This window comes from Pantoea sp. VS1 (assembly GCF_002207995.1).
Taxonomy (GTDB): Bacteria; Pseudomonadota; Gammaproteobacteria; order Enterobacterales; family Enterobacteriaceae; genus Pantoea; species Pantoea dispersa.
This window is the reverse complement of record NZ_NHZE01000013.1, coordinates 275,307-291,850: the sequence shown is the minus strand read 5'-3', so window position 1 is coordinate 291,850 and position 16,544 is coordinate 275,307. Positions and strand designations below refer to the sequence as shown.

General features: G+C 61.2%; 17 protein-coding genes. 3 read left to right on the top strand and 14 right to left on the bottom strand.

The genetic code is table 11. From position 1 onward, the window contains the following. Nucleotides 1-25: 25 nt before the first annotated feature. Genes CBW22_RS07410 through argH form a run of 7 tightly spaced genes read right to left on the bottom strand, consistent with a single transcriptional unit; the run spans nt 26 to nt 7,041 of the window. On the bottom strand, nt 26-1,387 hold the full coding sequence (locus tag CBW22_RS07410; RefSeq protein WP_088516332.1) for an MmgE/PrpD family protein: 1,362 nt from the start codon (nt 1,385-1,387) through the stop codon (nt 26-28). After that, the gene (locus CBW22_RS07405) at nt 1,371-2,258 is read right to left on the bottom strand and encodes a polysaccharide deacetylase family protein (protein WP_088516331.1); all 888 of its coding nucleotides are present in this window, start codon (nt 2,256-2,258) and stop codon (nt 1,371-1,373) included. The genes CBW22_RS07410 and CBW22_RS07405 overlap by 17 nt, the downstream gene beginning before the upstream one ends. Then, on the bottom strand, nt 2,251-3,096 hold the full coding sequence (locus CBW22_RS07400) for a polysaccharide deacetylase family protein (RefSeq protein ID WP_021508446.1): 846 nt from the start codon (nt 3,094-3,096) through the stop codon (nt 2,251-2,253). Before CBW22_RS07400 ends, CBW22_RS07405 begins: the two co-directional genes overlap by 8 nt. Before the next feature lie 11 nt (nt 3,097-3,107). Further along, a complete protein-coding gene (locus CBW22_RS07395; RefSeq protein WP_021508447.1) occupies nt 3,108-3,929 on the bottom strand; it encodes an ABC transporter substrate-binding protein in 822 nt (273 codons plus the stop codon). A gap of 18 nt (nt 3,930-3,947) precedes the next feature. After that, nucleotides 3,948-4,712 carry an amino acid ABC transporter ATP-binding protein gene (locus CBW22_RS07390; protein ID WP_021508448.1) on the bottom strand — a complete coding sequence of 255 codons (765 nt, stop codon included), beginning with the start codon at nt 4,710-4,712 and terminating at the stop codon, nt 3,948-3,950. Nucleotides 4,713-4,725: 13 nt separating this feature from the next. Then, nucleotides 4,726-5,604 carry an amino acid ABC transporter permease gene (locus CBW22_RS07385; protein WP_021508449.1) on the bottom strand — a complete coding sequence of 293 codons (879 nt, stop codon included), beginning with the start codon at nt 5,602-5,604 and terminating at the stop codon, nt 4,726-4,728. Between the two features lie 9 nt (nt 5,605-5,613). Next, on the bottom strand, nt 5,614-7,041 hold the full coding sequence (argH, locus tag CBW22_RS07380) for an argininosuccinate lyase (protein WP_088516330.1): 1,428 nt from the start codon (nt 7,039-7,041) through the stop codon (nt 5,614-5,616). A 156-nt stretch (nt 7,042-7,197) separates the two neighbouring features. Here argH and CBW22_RS07375 point away from each other — a divergent pair, with 156 nt between their 5' ends. After that, on the top strand, nt 7,198-8,169 hold the full coding sequence (locus CBW22_RS07375; protein ID WP_088516329.1) for a LysR family transcriptional regulator: 972 nt from the start codon (nt 7,198-7,200) through the stop codon (nt 8,167-8,169). Between the two features lie 188 nt (nt 8,170-8,357). Here the strand turns inward: CBW22_RS07375 and CBW22_RS07370 are convergent, their stop codons facing one another. Further along, a complete protein-coding gene (locus CBW22_RS07370) occupies nt 8,358-8,876 on the bottom strand; it encodes a GNAT family N-acetyltransferase (protein WP_021508452.1) in 519 nt (172 codons plus the stop codon). Further along, nucleotides 8,873-9,436, bottom strand: coding sequence for a helix-turn-helix domain-containing protein (locus CBW22_RS07365; protein ID WP_058757823.1), 564 nt, complete (start codon nt 9,434-9,436; stop codon nt 8,873-8,875). The genes CBW22_RS07370 and CBW22_RS07365 overlap by 4 nt, the downstream gene beginning before the upstream one ends. 152 nt (nt 9,437-9,588) lie before the next feature. On the opposite strand from CBW22_RS07365, the gene CBW22_RS07360 reads away from it, so the two are divergent. Beyond that, nucleotides 9,589-10,323 (top strand): MerR family transcriptional regulator, encoded by a 735-nt coding sequence (locus CBW22_RS07360; protein ID WP_031279872.1) that lies wholly within the window; start codon nt 9,589-9,591, stop codon nt 10,321-10,323. A gap of 167 nt (nt 10,324-10,490) precedes the next feature. Here the strand turns inward: CBW22_RS07360 and CBW22_RS07355 are convergent, their stop codons facing one another. The 4 genes from CBW22_RS07355 to osmF are packed head-to-tail and all read right to left on the bottom strand — an operon-like array spanning nt 10,491 to nt 14,228. Beyond that, a complete protein-coding gene (locus tag CBW22_RS07355; RefSeq protein WP_058757824.1) occupies nt 10,491-11,222 on the bottom strand; it encodes an ABC transporter permease in 732 nt (243 codons plus the stop codon). Beyond that, nucleotides 11,222-12,157: an ABC transporter ATP-binding protein gene (locus CBW22_RS07350; protein ID WP_021508457.1), complete on the bottom strand. Its 936-nt coding sequence runs from the start codon at nt 12,155-12,157 to the stop codon at nt 11,222-11,224. The genes CBW22_RS07355 and CBW22_RS07350 overlap by 1 nt, the downstream gene beginning before the upstream one ends. After that, nucleotides 12,150-13,316 (bottom strand): ABC transporter permease, encoded by a 1,167-nt coding sequence (locus tag CBW22_RS07345; protein WP_088516328.1) that lies wholly within the window; start codon nt 13,314-13,316, stop codon nt 12,150-12,152. Before CBW22_RS07345 ends, CBW22_RS07350 begins: the two co-directional genes overlap by 8 nt. 3 nt (nt 13,317-13,319) lie before the next feature. Further along, nucleotides 13,320-14,228 (bottom strand): glycine betaine ABC transporter substrate-binding protein OsmF, encoded by a 909-nt coding sequence (gene osmF, locus CBW22_RS07340; RefSeq protein ID WP_058775319.1) that lies wholly within the window; start codon nt 14,226-14,228, stop codon nt 13,320-13,322. 217 nt (nt 14,229-14,445) lie between these two features. Between osmF and CBW22_RS07335 the strand changes: the two genes are divergently transcribed. Further along, the gene (locus CBW22_RS07335) at nt 14,446-15,912 is read left to right on the top strand and encodes an MFS transporter (protein WP_088516327.1); all 1,467 of its coding nucleotides are present in this window, start codon (nt 14,446-14,448) and stop codon (nt 15,910-15,912) included. Between the two features lie 31 nt (nt 15,913-15,943). Here CBW22_RS07335 and idi read toward each other — a convergent pair whose 3' ends face one another. After that, entirely contained in the window at nt 15,944-16,477 is a 534-nt protein-coding gene (gene idi, locus CBW22_RS07330) for an isopentenyl-diphosphate Delta-isomerase (RefSeq protein ID WP_088516326.1), read from the bottom strand. Nucleotides 16,478-16,544 lie beyond the last annotated feature (67 nt).

Sequence of the window (16,544 nt, the reverse complement as noted above, 5' to 3'; positions counted from 1 at the left end):
TTACGCCATGGCTGGCGCCCCACTTTTACCGGGTCGCCAGCAACGCCGCGACTTGCCGCACATCCGCCACGTTATCCAGCGTCAGACACAGCGTTTCCAGCTGCTGCACCTGTGCCGCCGGCAAAACGCGCGCGGCGAGACTGCGGTATTTGGCGTGCAGCGCCGCGTCGCTCAGCGGATTCGCCGGCGATCCGGACGGCACCGCGACGTGCTGCTGCCACTGCTGGCCCTGCACCGTTTCCAGCCGGACCCACGGCTCATCATCGCGCCCCTGCTGGTGGTCAATCTCCAGCTCAATACGCGCCATCAGCGCAGCAGCTTCCGCACTCAGGCGACGGCTGTCGTCATAACTCGCCAGCTCCGCGGAGCCATACAGCGCGCGCGCCGTCAGCGCATACGGCAGGCTCATTTGCGCGGCGGCGAGGCTGGTGAGCTCACGCGTGCCGCACATCTCCAGCAGGAACGGATTGAGCCCAACCACAATGCGTGCAATATCCCCGGTCGCCACCGCATGCTGCTCAAGCAGCAGCCCCAGCGCATCGATTGCCGCATGCGTACCGCGACAGGCGGCGTACGGCTTGATGGAACAGCGCGCCAGTTTCCACACCTCGCCCAGTTGGGCCGTGAGCGCGGCGGGCTGTTGCATTTCACCGGCCAGGGTTTGCAGAAAGCCGCCCCAGCGCGCCTCAAATACCGCAGCCGGTCCGCTGATGCCGCGCTGTGCCAGCAGCGCCGCCTGTACGCCCCCTTCCGCCGCGCGCGCCGCGTGCAGCTTTTTGGTGTGTGAGCCATCATGAATAAAGCCCCACAGGCCACCACTGAAGCTGGCAGCGATGCCCAGCGCCGAGGCACACTGCGCGGCCGGCAGCCGCAGCAAACAACTGACGGCAGCCGCCGCGCCAAAAACGCCACAGCTGGCAGTTGAGTGCCAGCCCGCACCGTTGTGCGCCGCATACCCCCCGCAGGCTTCCAGCACGCGGCGGCCGATGTCATAACCCACGACCATCGCGGTGAGAAATGCCCGCCCGTCGACCGGCTGCGTCGCCAGCGGCAGTGCCGCCAGCAGCGCCGGTAACACCACGGCACCGGAGTGATCGCAGCCGCCGGTGTCGTCCAGTTCATACATGTGCGCCGCCACGCCGTTGAGCCACGCCGCCTGGCGCGGGGAAGCTTGCTGCGCACAGCCCCACAGCTGCGCCACGGCGCTGCCGCCCTCTTCGGCCACCAGCGCCCGGCATTCGCGCCAGATCGGGCTGTCACAGCCCGCCAGCGCCGCGCCGAGCGTATCCAGCAGATGGCGCTTCGCCTGCGCTACCAGCGGTTCCGGCAGCTGGGCAAAGCGGGTAGTCGCGATGAAATCCGCCAGCCGATCAAGCGTGGTGTCCATGTTCGCCTCCGCTGCCCCGGGCAAACACCTCTGCCGGATGATCGGCATCGTTATCCGGCTGCGTCTGCCAGTGCGCGGCCACCTGGCCGGCAGTAGCGATCCACACGTCATGCTGCTGCAGCGTCTCCAGCAGCTGACGCAGCAGGCCAATGCGTCCGGCGGTGCCGATAATTTCCGGGTGCAGCCGCAACAGGTAGCACAGGCCGAAACGGTGAAAACCGTGGAAATCCTGCGTCAGGTTAGCCAGCGTTTCGCCATAGGGCGCGATGCGCGACTGTCCGGGCGGAATCGCCGGGCTGAGGTTGAAGGCAAAATAGGGCGCATCCTCCAGCGTGTAGTGCATGGGCAGCTCCACCAGCCGGGTGCCGGGGTGAAAATAGGGTAAGTCATCACCGCGCCAGCTGGAGGACCAGCGGATGCCATGCGTTGCCAGCGCCGCAGCAAGGCCCGGTTTCCACTGGCCGGCAGGCGTGCGAAACCCGGCAATCGGCTGGCCGGTCAGCTGCGCCAGCCGCTCGCAGCCGCGCGTTACGCTGGCAATCTGCTGCGCCAGCGTCAGCGCCGAGAAGTCTTCGTGTCGCTCACCGCTACAGGCGATCTCATGCCCGGCGGCGACAATACGCTGCAGCACCTGCGGCTGCTCTTCGGCGACGATGGCCGGCAAGCACCAGCTGGCCAGCAGCTGTTTCTCCGCCAGCAGATCCAGCAGGCGATCAACGCCGCGCAGCGTGCCATAGCGCCACACCGACAGGGTTTTATCGCGCCCGGCAACCGCAGGCGCCTGCGTCAGGATGCCGTGAATATCGTGATAGTCGATGGTAATGATGGCCGCCGATTGTTTGCCCGACGGCCAGCGTGAATGTTCAGTCATGTTGCTGCTCCTGCAAATACCACGCGGCTACCGCATCACAGCGCGCAAACCACACATCGTCGCGCGCCGTCATGTGGGCAAACAGCTGCTCCAGCAACAGCAAACGGCCAGGCTGCCCGGAAATTTTCGGGTGGAACAGCGTGGTCAGGCACAGTCCTTCGGCCATCGCGCCGTCAAATTCGCGCTGCCAGTTGTCACCGGTGTGCGCATAGCTGGCGATGCGGTCGCCGCCCTGTGGAAAATCCGGCTGGCGCGTGTAGGCCAGCGAGGCGTAATCATCCATCTCCCATTTGCCGGGAATCTCCACCAGCGGCGTATGCCCGGCGACGGCAATGCTGTACGGCCGATCGTCACCACGCATGCTGCTGGAGTAAATCACCCCGGCTTCCCGCAGAATCTGCGGCGTTTCGGCGTGCCAGTCGCCGGAAGGAGTGCGAAAACCGCAGGCGCGGATACCAAGATGTTGCTGAAAGATTGCGGCAGATCGCGCCATCACGGCGCGCTGTTCATCTGGCGTAATCGCCCAGAACGATTCGTGGCGATAACCGTGATAGGCCACTTCATGGCCCTGTTCGATAATCGCCTGGCACTGCCGCGGCCACTGCTCCACCACCCACGCCGGCACAAAAAACGTGGCCGGCAGCTGAAAGGCGCGCAGCAGATCCAGCAGCCGACCGAGCGCGCGAAACGGCCCGTAGGCGCCAAAGGTGAAATACTCTGGTGTTGACCACAGGCTGCCATTGAGCATGGCATCGCCAGTGGGACCATCAAGATCAAACGCCAGCGCCATACAGCCACGCTTGCCCTGCGGCCAGCGTACTGCGCCCGGTTGTTGCATACGCCCGCTCCTTAGCCCTGATTCACCGTGGCTTCGGCAATGCCGTTGTCGCTCAGGCCCCATTTACTGAGGATTTTCTGGTAGCTGCCATCGGCAATCATGGCATTAATGGCTGCCTGAATCGCCGTGGTCAGCTCACCGGCATCTTTACCCAGCGCCATGCCGGTGTACTGGAAGGAGAAGGCTTTATCCAGCGGCTTAAAGGTGCCTTTTTCCAGGTTCATGATGTACGGCAGGGTTTCGCTGCCCTGTACCGCACCATCCAGACGACGCTGACGCAGCTGCGTGCGCGCATCGGCGGTGCCTTCCGCGCCCACCACGATAATCGCAGGTTTACCGGCCGCTTCGCAGTGCGCTTTTGACCAGGTAGCAATCTCCTGCGGGAAGGTGGTGCGGCGGCTGGTACCTACTTTTTTGCCGCACAGATCGGTGGCGCTGTTGATGTCGCTGCGCGCCGCCAGGGTGTAGAACTGCGGACCAGTTTTGAAGTAGTCGATAAAGTTAACCACCTTCTGCCGCTCTTTGGTGTCGGTCATGCCGGACATCACCAGATCGACGCGTTTGGTCACCACCGCGTTGACCATCTGTTCAAACGCGATCTCCTGCCAGTTAACCTTCACGCCGAGCTTCTCGCCAATTGCCTGGCCCAGCTCATAATCGACGCCGCTCAGCTGATTGGTGGCCGGATCTTTAAAATCCATCGGCGGGTAGTTCGGCATGATGGCGACGGTCAGCCCTTTCTCTTTGATACTGGCCGGTACGGCAATCTCCGCCCAGGCAGAGGATTGCAGCAGCAGCGCGGCACTGATGGCACTCAATAACAATTTTTTCATCTATTCACCCCGGTCACGTTAAAGAAGAATCGCGTTGATAAAGTTTTTCATCCGTGGGTTTTGCGGGTTCAGCAGAATCTCTTCCGGTGCGCCCTGCTCAATAATGCGTCCCTCATCCATAAACACCACCTGGTTGGCGACCTCACGCGCAAAGCCCATTTCGTGGGTCACCACCAGCATGGTGGTGCCTTCTTTTGCCAGCTGGCGCATCACCGCCAGCACTTCACCGACCATCTCCGGATCGAGCGCCGAGGTCGGTTCATCAAACAGCATCAGTTTGGGTTTCATCGCTAGCGCGCGGGCAATCGCCACGCGCTGCTGCTGACCGCCGGAGAGTGACTGCGGATAGTCGTGCGCTTTGTGCGCCAGTCCGACGCGATCCAGCAGCGCCATCGCCTCTTCGCTGGCCTCGCGTTTCGGGCGCAGCAGCACGCGACACGGTCCCTCGATGATGTTCTCCAGCGCGGTCTTGTGCGGAAACAGGTTGAAGCGCTGAAATACCATGCCGGTCTGCAGCCGCTGGCGCGCAATCTGTTTGTCACTCAGCGGATGCAGCTTGTTGCCGGCAATGCGATAGCCCGCCAGTTCGTTGTCGACCCAGATACCGCCCTGATCCACTTTCTCCAGCTGGTTGATACAGCGCAGAAAGGTGCTCTTACCGGAACCCGACGGGCCGAGAATGCACATCACCTCGCCGTAGTTCACTTCCAGGCTGACGTCCTTCAGCGCGTGGAACTGATCGAAATATTTGTTCACCTTGACGGCGCGCACGATGTTTCTCATCTCTCACTCCCGGTTACTGGCGACGACGATGGCCGCGTGAGAAGTAGCGTTCCAGCTGGCTCTGTCCGAACGACAGCAGCGTCACGATAATCAGGTACCAGATGCCCGCCACAAACAACAGCTCCATCACGCGCGCGTTGGCGAAGTAGATGGTTTGCGCGTTGTACAGCAGCTCGGAGTACTGAATCATGCTGGCCAGACTGGTGGTTTTGATCATGCTGATGAACTCATTGCCGACCGGCGGCAGAATCACCCGCATCGCCTGCGGTAGAATGATGCGCTGCAGCGCCTGCAAACGCGGCATGCCGATAGCTTTGGCGGCTTCATACTGACCGGTATCTACCGATAACAGCCCGGCGCGCACCACTTCTGAGGTGTACGCGCCCTGATTGATGCTCAGGCCGAGCAGCGCGGCGAGAAACGGCGTCATCACCGTGACGGTTTGCACGCTGAACAGACCGGGAATGCTGATGGTGGGAAACACCAGCGCCAGGTTGAACCACAGCAGCAGTTGCAGAATCAGCGGCGTGCCGCGAAAGATCCACGCATAGCCCACCGCGATATAGTGCAGCACCGGATTGGGCGACATGTACATGATGGCGGTGATGACGCCAAACAGGATGCCCAGCGCCATCGCCAGCACCGACATAATCAGCGTGTTAACCACGCCGTTAAGGATCGCCTGCGCGGTAAAGAACTGGCCGACGAATGACCACTCAATATTGCCGTGCGCAAAGGCGTTAACCAGCAGCGCCAGCAGCACGAGGATCACTGCCGATGCGGTGATGCGGCCATAATAGCGGCGCGGCACCACCTGATAGCGATCGAGATCGTAATGGGGCTGGACGCGGCCATTGTTGACCGACGGTTCAACCGGTGTGGTGTGTGACATAGGCTCTCCTCAGGCGCGCGGTCCGGCGTAATCATCGGCCCAGCGCTGCTGGTCCTGCATCAGGGTTTGCAGACGGGCCAGCTGCTCGCGCACCCGTGCCGGCGCGGTGCCGCCGTAGCCGCTGCGGGCTGCCAGCGCCGCTTCCAGCGTTAACGCCTGACGCACCTCGGGCGTGAGCCGTGCATCGACGCCGTGCAGCTGCGCATCGCTGAGATCGGCCAGGCCGCAGTTTTCGCGTTCGCACAGCTGCACCAGCTGGCCGGTAATCTCGTGCGCCTCGCGGAATGGCACGCCGCGCATTGCCAGCCAGTCGGCCACTTCGGTCGCCAGCGTAAAGCCATCCGGCGCCTGCTCGCGCATCACCTCAGTATTGAATTTCAGCGTCGCCATCATGCCGGCCATGGCAGGCAGCACCATCAGCAGCGTATCGACCGCATCAATCACGTTACGTTTGTCGTCGCTGAGATCGCGGTTGTAGGAGAGCGGCATGGCTTTCATGGTGGTCAGCAGCGCCATCAGGTTACCGACCAGCCGGCCGCTGCGGCCGCGCGTCAGCTCGGCAATGTCCGGATTTTTCTTCTGCGGCATGATCGAGCTGCCGGTGGCATAACTGTCGTGCAGCTCCACCCAGCGGAACTGCCGCGACGCCCACAGGCACACCTCTTCGCACAGCCGGGACAGGTTGATGCCGATCATGCTGGTGACGAACAGGAATTCCGCGGCGTAGTCGCGGCTGGCAACCGCATCGATCGAGTTTTCACACGGCGCCAGATAAGCGAGATCGGCAGCGGCCAGCTCTGGCTGACGCGCAATTGCCGAACCGGCCATCGCCGCCGCGCCCAGCGGACAGCGCGCGCTGCGGCGATCCCAGTCCTGCATACGCTCGATGTCACGCGCGAAGGATTGGGCATGCGCCAGCAGCTGATGGCCAAACACAATCGGCTGCGCCTGTTGCAGATGGGTGAAGCCGGGCGCGACGCTGTCGGTGTGTTGCGCGGCCTGCGTCACCAGCGCCTGCTGCAGCTGCAACAGCGCGCTCACCAGCTTGCGGCCGTTATCCCGCAGGTAGAGACGCAGATCGTTGACGGTCTGATCGTTGCGTGAACGGCCGGCACGCAGCTTGCCGCCCAGCGCGCCGAGGCGTTCTGTCAGCGCGCGTTCGATGAAGGTATGCACGTCTTCATCGGCGGCAATCGGCTGCAGCTGGCCAGCGCGATAATCGGCGTCCAGCGCGTCAATCGCCGCCAGCATGGTATCCAGCTCGTCAGCGCTCAATAGCCCGGCACGCGCCAGCTCGCGCGCATGGGCGCGGCAACCGGCGAGGTCGTACGGCGCCAGCGCAAAGTAATAATCCGGGCTACGCGACAGCGCGGTTAAACTGGCTGCCGGAGCCGCTTTAAAACGTGCGCCCCATAACAGTTCGGCATTCTCAGACATGCTATTTCCCTCACAAATCAGCCGCAGCAATATGAAAAAGTTTGGATTCAGCCGGCAGCGATAATAAAAACTTATTTTATTGCCACGCTGGCAAATAGGTGGTATTTCAGATTCACTGTACTTTCACCGCAATTATTCCGGAGTTGAATAGCAAAAATGGAAAGTAAAGTTTCCCAGTCTGGAAACAATGCGAATAATCGCGGCGATAATGCGGTTCTGGCGCTGAGTAATATCGACTTAAAATTGCTGCGGGTATTTAAATGCGTGGTGGAAGCCGGCGGATTAACCGCCGCCAGTCACGAATTAAATATTGGCCTGGCGGCGATCAGTAAACAGGTTTCTGACCTGGAGATTCGGCTGGGCATGACGCTGTGCAGCCGCGGCCGTGAAGGTTTTGAGCTGACGCAGTACGGCATCAATGTTTATCAGGCCACGCTGGAGCTGTTCGTATCGCTCAACCTGTTTCGCGAGCGGCTGCACAATAGTCGCAACGAGCTGCTGGGCGACATCGCGATTTGCGTGGTGGATAACACCATTAGCGATCCGCACTCACCGGTCACCAGTGCGGTGCAACAGCTGCACCAGAAAGCGCCAAAGGTGCAGATTCGTCTGCAGACCGCACAGCTGGATGATATTGAACGCGGCATAAGCGAAGGGCGTTTTCATTGCGGCATTGCGCCCGTGTATGAAATGAAAAATGAGTTTGATTACTTCGAACTTTATAAAGAATACGCAAAATTATATTGCGCTGCGTCACATCCTCTCTATTGCGGATCTTGCGATAAAAATATTTCGGTGGACGTATTACGTCAGCAGAAAATTATTAATCATTTATATGTTACTCCGCGCGATGAACGCCGCCTGATTCCGGTGCAGGAGAGCGGTGTGCAGGCGGTGCAGGTGGAATCGGTAGCCATGCTGATTTTAACCGGTCACTTTATTGGATATTTACCGGAACATTATGCCGCTCCGTTTATTGCCCGCGGACAACTGTGTGAGCTGGGCGATGACACGCTGCGGCGCGAAACCGCATTTTGTCTGGTGATGAAGAAAGGCCGGAAAATAAATCCGATCATCCGGCTGTTTATGCAGGTGCTGGGGTTGAGCGATGCGGCGGCGGCGCACTGATTTGGTGCGTGCGACCGGGTTTCTGCTGGCACAGGATGGGAAAGTGCGCGCTGATGCCCTCACCCCGGCCCTCTCCCACCGGGAGAGGGAGACGCAGCCTGCGGACAAGGGAGAGGCAGCCTGTGGACAAGGGAGAGGCAGCCTGCGGACAAGGGAGAGGCGGCGTCCGGTAACAGCAACCAGAACGCTTACGTCAGCCGCTTATACATCACCGTGGTAGCATCCAGCTCGCCGGCCGTGGATTCGGCATAGTACGGAATCGACCCCGCCACCTGCCAGCCGAGCGACAGATAGAGCGCGCTGGCAACATCGCCGCTGCGCGTATCCAGCACCAGCAGCGTTTTACCCTGCTGCTGCGCCAGCTGCTCGGCACGTAACATCAGACGGCGCGCAATACCCTGACGTCGCGCACGCGGATGCACCAGCAGCTTGCTGATCTCCGCGCGATGGCGGCCGTTGGGCATACTGCTGAAGCCCAGCATCACCGTGGCCACTATCTCGCCCGCTTGCCAGGCCACCAGTAGCTGGTTATCGCCGCTCGCTAGGCTGTAAATTTTGTCCTGCCAGAAACGCGCCATCACGGCGCGATCGTCCGCGTCAATGAAGCCGACGCTGGCACCGTCTGCCACGCAGCCGTGCAGCACTTCACACAATGACGCCAGCAGCGGCTGCGCCTGGGTAGCGCTGAGAGAGTCGATTTCAATCATGGTTTGCACACCACCAGAATGTAGCGCGCGCCGCCTTCGGCATGCGCCTGAAAAGAGGAACGTCCGCTGAGGTGGAAGCGCAGGCAATCGCCGGCCTGAAGCGTCCAGCTCTGCGTCTCCATGGTGAGGGTCAGCTCGCCCGACTGCAGCCAGATATGCTGTTCCAGCCCCTGTACCGGCGGCGCGTCATAATCAATGCGCGCGCCCGGACGCAGCACGCCCTCCACCAGCTCCGCTTTAAACTGACTGGCCGGCGGCGAGACGTTGCGCCGCTGGAAGCCGCTAAGCGTGTCCTGCCAGACCGGCTGCTGCTCCGCTTTCAGCAGCAGCGCCGCTTCTTCTTCTACTTCGCTGAGCAGTCGCGACATGGTTAAACCGTAGGCCACGCACAAGCGATTAAGCAAAGCGGCGGTAGGGCTGGTCTCGGCGCGCTCAATGCGCGACAATGATGCCCGGCTAATGCCGGTTGCCAGAGCCAGTTCATCCAGCGACCAGCCGCGCTGCAGGCGTAATTCCGCCAGACGTGCCGCAAGCCGATCTTCCGTATTTAGAGCAGACATCTTCAACCTCTCATTTTCGGGAAATAAATCTCACATAAGAGATAAAGCCCGAAATCGTGCAGTGGGTCAAGTTGTACAATAAAATAATCATTGTACAAGCTCACTCTGGCGGTTAAGGTGTTGTTATGCAGGTCAGAATTTTAGAGGATGCCATGGCCTTATACAGTATCGGTGATGTTGCCGAGCGCTGTGGAATTAACCCGGTAACCCTGCGCGCCTGGCAGCGTCGTTATGGATTGTTAAAGCCGCAGCGCACTGAGGGTGGTCATCGACAATTTGATGATGAAGATGTTCAGCGGATCGAAGAGATCAAACGCTGGATAGAGAGCGGTGTGCCTGTTGGCAAAGTCAAAGCCCTGCTTGAAGGAGAGACCTTCAACGTGCATGACGGCTGGACGGCGCTGCAGGAAGAGCTGATGAGCGTGCTGCGCCACGTGCGCGCCTCCAAACTGCGCACCAAAATCGCCACCATTGGCCGTGAACACCCGGTCGATGCGCTGATTGACCACGTTTTTGTACCGGTACGCCAGCGTCTCGGGCTGGATCAGAATACCGCCCGCACCATGTGCAGTCTGCTGGACGGCGCGCTGATTGATTATGTCGCGTTCTGTCTGGCAGGCGCGCGTAAAAAAGCCGGCAAAGATGCCTTAATGATTGGCTGGGGCGTAGAAGATCGCACCCGCATCTGGCTGGAAGCCTGGCGCTTAGCGCAGCAGGGCTGGCGCATTGATGTGCTGGCGGAACCGCTGGATATGCCGCGTCCGGAGCTGTTTCCCGGCCAGCATCTGTTTATCTGGACCGGTAAAAAGCCGACGCGCCGCCAGCTGGAGCAGTTTGAACACTGGCAGGCTCAGGGCTTCTCGATTCACGTCCACGAACCCACCTGAAAAATCGCACATGCGGCCTTTGCCTTACCGCATGTGCGCGTTATCATGCCGCACTTCATGACTTTTCTCAGGTTTACCTATGAACTGGAATAAAATTCTGATTGGCACCCTGTTTGCCATCATGGCGATTGGCGGCATGGGCGGCATGATGCTGGTTGGCTACAGCCTTATTCTGCATACCCACTGAGTGCGTGCTGCAACCGCTCCAGCAGCCGGTCGCAGATCAGCGCCAGTAGCGCCACCAGCAGCGCGCCCTGAATCACATAGGCGGTATTGAAGCCGCTCAGACCGATAATCACCGGCGAACCCAGACTCTCCGCTCCGACGGTTGAGGCGATGGTCGCGGTGCCGATGTTGATCATCACTGAGGTGCGCACGCCCGCCATAATCACCGGTGCCGCCAGCGCCAGCTCTATCTGCCACAGACGCCGCCACGGTCCCATTCCCAGACCGACGGCGATCTCACGGCTGCTGGCCGGAACGCTGTCCAGTCCCGCCAGCGTGCCCTGCAGAATTGGCAACAGCCCATACAAAAACAGCGCCATCACCGCCGGCGCAGCGCCAAAGCCCATGACCGGCACGGCAATCGCCAGCACCGCCACCGGCGGAAAGGTCTGACCGGCAGCCGCCAGCGTCTCCAGCAGCGGGCGGAACGCCCTGCCGCCGTGACGGGTAGCGAAGACCGCACAGCCAACGCCCACCACTATCGCCAGCGCGCTGCCGCTGATCACCAGCAACAGATGGGCCAGCGCCAGCTGCCAGAAACTCTCCTGCTGGTACAGCGGACGCTCCAGCTGCGGAAACCAGTGCGCAAACAGCGGCGCACTGTGCGGTAACCCCCACAGCAACAGCAGAAATACCCCCAGCAGCCAGTAGAGCGGATCGCGCAGCACTCGCATCAGCCCGCCTCCTGCTGTCGCAGCAAATCGCTAAAGTGCAGCACGCCCAGCGGCTGCTGATGCTGATCAACAACCGGTAATTTGTCGGTGCGGCGCGCAATAAACTGCGACAGCGCCTCGCGCAGCGTCAGCCCGGCGGCGATCGGCTCCGCCTCCAGCCACTCACCGCGTCGTGCCGCACTGCCGGCCCGCCCCAGCGCCAGCAGACGCACGCCCAGCTCGCTGCGGCCAAAGAACTGGCGCGCGAAATCACTGGCAGGCTGCGTCAGCAGGTCAATCGGCCGTCCCTGCTGCACAATCTCTCCGCCGTCCATCAGCACCAGCTGATCGGCGAGGGTTAACGCTTCGTCGATATCGTGCGTGACCAGCACCACAGTGCGCCCCGACAGCTGCTGAATGCGCAGCATCTCCTGCTGCAGCGCCTGACGGTTGACCGGATCGAGCGCGCCGAACGGTTCATCCATCAGCAGCAGTTCCGGGTCGGCCGCCAGCGCGCGCGCCACGCCAACACGCTGCTGCTGGCCGCCGGAGAGCTGGTGCGGATAGCGCGACGCCAGCTGACTGTCGAGATTGAGCAGCGCCAGCAGCTCCTCAACCCGTGCGGCAATTTTTTCCCGCGGCCAGCCGAGCAGCGACGGCACGGTGGCGATATTTTTGGCCACATTCCAGTGTGGAAACAGGCCGATGGACTGAATGGCATAGCCAATGCGCCGCCGCAGCGCGCGTGCATCCATCTGCTCGATCGGCTCACCGGCAAAACGGATTTCGCCGCTGTCATGCTCAACCAGCCTGTTTATCATCTTCAGCGTGGTGGATTTACCCGAGCCGGACGTGCCGATCAGCACGGTAAAACTGCCCTTCTCAATCTTTAGCGACAGGTTGCGAATCGCCTCTTTACCGGCGAACGCTTTGCTCACCTGATGAAATTCAATCATGTCCTCTCTCCAGCAGCGCCGACAGCAATCGCAGCAGCGCATCGAATATCACCGCCAGCGCCACCACCGGAATCACGCCCAGCAGCACCAGATCCAGTGCGCTGCTCAGCAGTCCCTGAAACACAATGGCGCCGAAGCCGCCGGCTCCAATCAGTGCGGCGACTACCGCCAGCCCGACGGTTTGCACCACCACCACGCGCAGTCCGGAGAGCCACACCGGCAGCGCCAGCGGCAGCTCGGCGTGCCAGAACTGCTGCCAGCCGCTCATGCCCATGCCGCGCGCGGTTTCACGCACCTCCTGCGGCACCTGCTGCAGCCCCGCGACCACGCTGCGCACCAGCGGCAGCAGTGCATACAGCACCAGCGCAATCAGCGCCGGCGCGACGCCAATCCCGCTGATACCGAGGCGCGCCAGCTGCGGAAAATGCGCCGCCAGCCCGGCCAGCGGTGCAATCAGCAGGCCAAACAACGCCACAGACGGCACGGTCTGGATCAGATTCAGCACGCTGAAGGCGGCATGTTGCCAGCGGGCGCGACGCGCGATGGCGAATCCCAGCGGCAGACCAATCAGTAAGGTGGGCAGCAGCGTGCCGCCCAGCAGCAGCAGATGCTGGCTGAACGCGGCGTTAAAGACGGCGGTGCGATTGCTGTACTCTTTCAGCAGCGACAGCGCGTCCAGCTGACCACTCAGCAGCAGTATCAGCGGCGGCAGCCACAGTTGCAGATTAAGCAGAATACGCAGCGGCGTCTGCTGGCTAAGCTGGCGAATCGCTTCGGCGGCCAGCAGCAGCGCTAATCCTGCCGCACACCAGAGGCCGCTGCCCAGCGCGGTGCGCGCCAGCGGGCTGCCGCTGCGGGCCAGCTCACTGGCGGCGTGGCCGCCGATGCCAATCAGCAGGGCGAACAGTAGCTCCGCGCCCAGCAACTGCGCCAGCGCCGCACCGCGTCCCGGCGGCCACCACAATCCCAGCCATAGCCATAACAGCGGCAGCAGCAGCAGCCAGCCCGTCGTTACCTGCCATAGCATCAGCGGCTGTCCGGAGACCAGCCGGTTGGCCGCATAGCTCAGCAGCGGTAGCGCTCCCAGCGCCAGCGTGATCAGCAGCGTCAGCACCAGCAGCACCGGCTGCTGGCGCGGTCGGTTTATCCGTGACAGCACCGCTTACAGCAACTTATTCTGCTGCAGCCACTGCTGCGCCACCTGGCTGGCGTCCTGACCGTCAACGGCGATTTGCGCGTTGAGCTGCTGCAGGGTTTTCTCATCCAGCTTGCTGAATACCGGCTGCAGCCAGTCGGCAATCTGCGGGTACTGTTGCAGCACGCTGGCGCGGATCACCGGCGCGGGCGCGTAAATCGGCTGTACGCCCTTCGGGTCGCTCAGGGTTTGCAGGCCGAGCGCCGCGACCGGGCCGTCGGTACCGTAAGCCATCGCCGCATTGACGCCGGACGTTTGCTGGGCGGCCGCTTTGATGGTAACAGCGGTGTCCCCGCCGGCCAGCGACAGCAGCTGTGACTGGCTCAGCTTGAAGTTGTAGGCTTTCTCAAACGCCGGCAGCGCATCGCTGCGCTCGATGAACTCCGCCGACGCCGCCAGCTTAAAGGTGCCGCCTTTTTTCAGGTAAGCGCTGAGATCGTCGAGGGATTGCAGGTTATTTTGCTGCGCGACATCGCCGCGCACCGCAATGGTCCAGGTGTTGTTGGCCGGTGCTGGCGTCAGCCACACCAGATGATTTTTCTCTGCATCGAGCTTTTTCACCTTCTCATAGCCCTGCTGCGCGTTTTTCCACGCCGCGTCCTTCTCATCATTGAAGAAAAACGCCCCGTTGCCGGTATATTCCGGATAGATATCCAGCTCTCCGGCGGTGATTGCGCCGCGCACCACCTGCGTGGTACCGAGCTGGATTTTATTCACGGTTTTTACCCCATGCTGGTTCAGCACCTGCAGAATGATATTGCCGAGCAGTGAACCTTCAGTATCGATCTTGGAACCTACCTTGACCGGGTCCGCTGCCTGCACGGCCCCGACACTCATCGCGAATGCGATCATCCCCAATAAACCCTGCTTAATCATGGCGCTTTCCTCAGCATTATTTTCTTTCAGTGATTATCAAGCGTAGCCTGGCGAAACGGGATGGGTGCGGTCAAGCGGCGCAATTCGTTCTTTTTCTGCTATCCGTTGCCGGTTTTATAGAACGCTTTGGTTGCACTTATAACCAAATAGAATTTTTCACATCCGTGGCGCGGCTTATGCTCATAGCCCCACTCTTTACAATAAATCACACAACATCATGTCTGACTTAACTTCTTCGGCGCACGTGGCGCTGGCAGGGAATACGCCGCAGGGCGAGACGCAGTGGATTCGCAGCGCGGCCGACGTGACGCGGCTGGTCAACAACAGTAACGCCTCGCGCAGCAATGCGCGCATCGTCATCGCCATTGCGCTGGGCGGGGTTTTTCTCGATGCCTACGACCTTGGTGCGCTGGCCTTCGGTATTAAAGATGTCACGCACGAATTCAATCTGACGCCCGCCGGCACCGGCATGGTGGCGTCAGCTATCACCTTTGGCGCGATTGTTGGCGCGCTGATCGGTGGCTATCTCACCGATAAAATTGGCCGCTATCGGGTCTTCATGGCCGATATGTTCTTCTTCGTGGTGGCGGCACTGGCCTGTGCCTTTGCGCCGAACGAGTACGTGCTGGCGGCGGCGCGCTTTGTGATGGGGCTCGGCGTCGGCATCGATCTGCCGGTGGCGATGGCGTTTCTGACGGAGTTTTCCCGACTGCGCGGTCAGGGCAATAAGGCCGCCAGCGTCGCGATGTGGTGTCCCACCTGGTACGCGGCGATCAGCATCTCCTATCTGCTGGTGCTGCTGCTGTATGCGGTGCTGCCAGAGAGCCATACTGACTGGCTGTGGCGGCTGATCCTCGGCTTTGGCGCGGTACCGGCGCTGTTGATCATCGCCATCCGCAGTCGTTACATGAGCGAATCACCGATCTGGGCGGCAAATCAGGGCAACCTGCAGGGTGCAGCGGCAATCCTGCGGCGGTCGTATAACATCAACGCGGAGGTCGCGCAGGATGCCGAGCTCACTGCCGCACAGCCAGTACGTAAAGCCAGCTGGCGCAACTACGGCGCGCTGCTGCAGGGCGTTTACCGCCGCCGTACGCTGCTGGCAACGATAACCTCGATTGCCTCGTCGTTCGCCTATAACGCCGTGGCCTTTGGCCTGCCGGTGATCATCTCCAGTTTCCTCGCGCAGTCGATGCTGACCACCATTCTGGTCTCGCTGGCGCTTAACCTGCTGTTTGCCTTTGTCGGGGGGCTGCTGGCGGTACGGCTGGTGCCGCGGCTGGGCGCATGGAAGATGTCGGTGGCCGGTTACGCCTGCCAGTGTGCGGCGCTGCTGGGTCTGGCGCTGATTGGTCGCCCGGCCGGCGGCGAGGAAGCGGCCCTGGCGATTGCCATGCTGGCGCTGTTCCTGTTCGGCCAGGGGTTTGGTCCGGGTTCGCACACCATGACGTTTGCCTCGCTGAGCTATCCGGCTTCGCTGCGCGGCGTGGGCGTCGGCTTTAACCAGACGCTGATGCGCGCCAGTTCGACGGTATCCCTGTTTGTGTTTCCGCTGCTGGTGGCGGCGTTCGGCACCGGCGTGTTCTGGGTGATCCTGCTCGCACCGCTGGCCGGATTACTGGCGCTGCTGGCGATTCGCTGGGAACCGTCAGGCTATGATGTCGATGCGGAAGATTTTCAGTAAGCGGATAACGCCTCAGCGATGAGGCGTTGGCTCAGGCGGTGAGGCGGAAATCGCCCAGCGTGTTGGGGATGCGTGGAAAAGTGTGCAGGAACCACGGCGTGAATTTTGCCGGATTCTCGCGCATCTCCTGCTGAATCTGGTCGACTGAGCGGTAACACCAGTCGTCAGCCTCATCAAGGTTGAGCACCGGCACTTCGTCACTGATGGCGAAAAACACGTGACCGTACTCATGTTCGATCAGACCGTTGCTGAGCGGCAGGTTATAGCTCAGTTCAAACACCGGCGTTAACGCCAGATCCAGTCCCATCTCTTCACGCAGGCGGCGCTCAGCCGCATCGCGCGTCGGCTCCTGCGGGTAGGGATGGCTGCAGCAGGTATTGCTCCACAAACCGCCGCAGTGATACTTGCTTTGCGCCCGGCGCTGCAGCAACAGTTCATGGCGCGAATTGAACACGTAAACCGTTACCGCACGATGCAGCAATCCTTTCTCATGCACTTCCAGCTTTTCCATCTTGCCGGTGGGACGATCGAGGTGGTCAACGAGGATAACTTCAATGGCGGGCATGACAACTCCTTCGGAAAAATCCCCACTATTGTACACAATAGCGGAAGCGGCAGCGGAGAAAATCGCG

Coding starts and splice junctions, on each gene's coding strand:
- CBW22_RS07365 (WP_058757823.1), bottom strand. CDS start 9,436: ATGTCTGCTCTAAATACGGAAGATCGGCTTGCGGCACGTCTGGCGGAA.
- idi (WP_088516326.1), bottom strand. CDS start 16,477: ATGCCCGCCATTGAAGTTATCCTCGTTGACCACCTCGATCGTCCCACC.
- CBW22_RS07390 (WP_021508448.1), bottom strand. CDS start 4,712: ATGAGAAACATCGTGCGCGCCGTCAAGGTGAACAAATATTTCGATCAG.
- osmF (WP_058775319.1), bottom strand. CDS start 14,228: ATGATTAAGCAGGGTTTATTGGGGATGATCGCATTCGCGATGAGTGTC.
- CBW22_RS07405 (WP_088516331.1), bottom strand. CDS start 2,258: ATGACTGAACATTCACGCTGGCCGTCGGGCAAACAATCGGCGGCCATC.
- argH (WP_088516330.1), bottom strand. CDS start 7,041: ATGTCTGAGAATGCCGAACTGTTATGGGGCGCACGTTTTAAAGCGGCT.
- CBW22_RS07355 (WP_058757824.1), bottom strand. CDS start 11,222: ATGCGAGTGCTGCGCGATCCGCTCTACTGGCTGCTGGGGGTATTTCTG.
- CBW22_RS07385 (WP_021508449.1), bottom strand. CDS start 5,604: ATGTCACACACCACACCGGTTGAACCGTCGGTCAACAATGGCCGCGTC.
- CBW22_RS07400 (WP_021508446.1), bottom strand. CDS start 3,096: ATGCAACAACCGGGCGCAGTACGCTGGCCGCAGGGCAAGCGTGGCTGT.
- CBW22_RS07375 (WP_088516329.1), top strand. CDS start 7,198: ATGGAAAGTAAAGTTTCCCAGTCTGGAAACAATGCGAATAATCGCGGC.
- CBW22_RS07370 (WP_021508452.1), bottom strand. CDS start 8,876: ATGATTGAAATCGACTCTCTCAGCGCTACCCAGGCGCAGCCGCTGCTG.
- CBW22_RS07410 (WP_088516332.1), bottom strand. CDS start 1,387: ATGGACACCACGCTTGATCGGCTGGCGGATTTCATCGCGACTACCCGC.
- CBW22_RS07395 (WP_021508447.1), bottom strand. CDS start 3,929: ATGAAAAAATTGTTATTGAGTGCCATCAGTGCCGCGCTGCTGCTGCAA.
- CBW22_RS07335 (WP_088516327.1), top strand. CDS start 14,446: ATGTCTGACTTAACTTCTTCGGCGCACGTGGCGCTGGCAGGGAATACG.
- CBW22_RS07350 (WP_021508457.1), bottom strand. CDS start 12,157: ATGATTGAATTTCATCAGGTGAGCAAAGCGTTCGCCGGTAAAGAGGCG.
- CBW22_RS07360 (WP_031279872.1), top strand. CDS start 9,589: ATGGCCTTATACAGTATCGGTGATGTTGCCGAGCGCTGTGGAATTAAC.